General features: G+C 52.9%; 1 protein-coding gene. It reads left to right on the top strand.

All coding sequences use genetic code 11. From position 1 onward, the window contains the following. The first annotated feature begins 46 nt into the window (after window positions 1–46). The gene (locus CAG65_RS14180; RefSeq protein ID WP_161454068.1) at window positions 47–1,495 is read left to right on the top strand and encodes a YfcC family protein; all 1,449 of its coding nucleotides are present in this window, start codon (window positions 47–49) and stop codon (window positions 1,493–1,495) included. The last annotated feature ends 626 nt before the right edge of the window (window positions 1,496–2,121 follow it).

The raw sequence follows: 2,121 nt of genomic DNA, 5'->3' as shown, positions 1-2,121 counted from the left end.
GATTCACACCTGAGTACTGGGCGTACCTGGGTGTAAGGAGATAGCTATGACAACGCAAACCCTACCAACCGAGCAAAAGAAAAAAGGCTTCTTTGCTAATTTCAAATTCCCTTCCGCCTACACCATCCTGTTTGTGCTGATCGCGCTGGTCGCGCTGTTAACCTGGATCGTGCCAGCAGGGCAATATCAACGCGTCATGAACGAAGATCTTGGCCGCGAAGTGCCCGTAACTGGTACGTATCAACGGGTGGACGGCAACCCTCAGGGCGTAGTGGATGTGCTGCTGGCCCCCATCGATGGCTTTTACGATCACAACAGCTATGAAGCCGGCGCTATCGACGTTTCATTGTTCATTCTGGTGATCGGTGGCTTCCTCGGTCTGGTGACCAAAACCGGAGCAATTGACGCCGGGATTGAACGCGTCACGACCCGTTTACAAGGGCGTGAAGAGCTGATGATCCCGATTCTGATGGCGCTGTTTGCCGCTGGCGGCACCATTTACGGCATGGCCGAAGAGTCTCTGCCCTTTTACACCCTGTTGGTGCCCGTCATGATGGCTGCCCGCTTTGACCCATTAGTTGCCGCGGCCACCGTGCTGCTCGGAGCGGGGATCGGCACACTTGGCTCGACCATCAACCCATTTGCCACAGTAATCGCGGCCAACGCGGCCGGCATCCCATTTACCGATGGTATCTTCCTGCGTGCGGCGGTATTGCTGATCGGCTGGGTAATATGTGTGGCGTATGTCATGCGTTATGCCCGTCTGGTGCGCGAAGATCAATCGCACTCCATCGTCTACGACAAATATGAAGAGAACAAAGCCCACTTCCTCGGCAACCAGAACGGTGAGGTGCTGGCGTTTACCGGTACCCGTAAGCTGATCCTGTGCATCTTTGGCGCCGCCTTTGCGGTAATGATTTACGGAGTGTCAGTTGCAGGCTGGTGGATGGCTGAGATTTCGGCCATGTTCCTCGCTGCGACCATCATCATTGGTCTGGTCGCACGCATGAGCGAAGAAGAGTTCACCACCAGCTTCATTGACGGCGCCCGTGACCTGCTTGGGGTGGCCCTGATCATTGGTATCGCCCGTGGTATTGTGGTGGTCATGGACCGCGGGATGATTACCGACACTATTCTGAACTCCGCCGAGCAAATCGTTACTGGCCTGTCGTCGTGGGTGTTCATCAACGTGATGTTCTTCCTCGAAGTGCTGCTGTCGTTCCTGGTACCGTCCAGTTCCGGTCTGGCGGTGCTGACGATGCCTATCATGGCGCCGCTGGCAGACTTCGCCGGCGTCGGGCGCGAGCTGGTCGTCACCGCGTATCAGTCGGCCTCCGGCTTAGTCAACCTGATCACACCCACCTCAGCGGTGGTCATGGGTGGACTGGCGATTGCCCGTGTGCCTTACGTGCGCTGGGTAAAATGGGTCGCCCCACTACTCGGCATCTTAACAGCGCTGTGCGTTATCGCACTCAGCCTGGGGGCACTGCTGTAACCCCAACCCTATCGGTACCGCAAGCCGCCTTCGGGCGGCTTTTTCGTGCTGGCGGCGCCCCTTTGCTATCTGCGCGGCCGCGGCTTCGTTCTTATCCCTGTCCTTGCTGCCCAAGCGACACTGCACAGCGCCAGGCTCACGCACCAATCCAAAACAGCAATAAATAAGCACAAACACCGACTAATTAAATACCCTGCTATATCGCTAACCTTCACTGCCCCGCCGATTATTATTCCCTCAGAAAATAAACCAAACGTAACGAGCGAAAAATAGCTGAAATAGCGATGTGATCGAGGTGGCTTTTAATGGAAAAAGTTTTGTTAAAAGATAATTAAATCATCCTGACAAAGCAATTATCTAGAGAAAAAGAGTGCATATTTCCTTATTATTCACCCATTCATCACCACGAACCAAAAGAATATATTTCCCTACCATTAAGCCTAATCAATGAATACGCTGAATTATTCATGCATAAACTTCCCTCTGTAGCACATATTTACAACCCAAGGCGCACACTTCACAGTGAATAAATTTTGTTAAATCCCTTTACCAGCAAGGGCTGAGCAATAAAAATCGTTCTGTGACTGACCTCTAAGATTCCCCCTGCATGGGGCGTAATATGAATT

Origin of the sequence: Vibrio sp. V39_P1S14PM300, assembly GCF_009904765.1 — a bacterium.
Lineage (GTDB): Bacteria > Pseudomonadota > Gammaproteobacteria > Enterobacterales > Vibrionaceae > Vibrio > Vibrio proteolyticus.
This window is presented reverse-complemented; position numbering and strand designations above follow the sequence as displayed.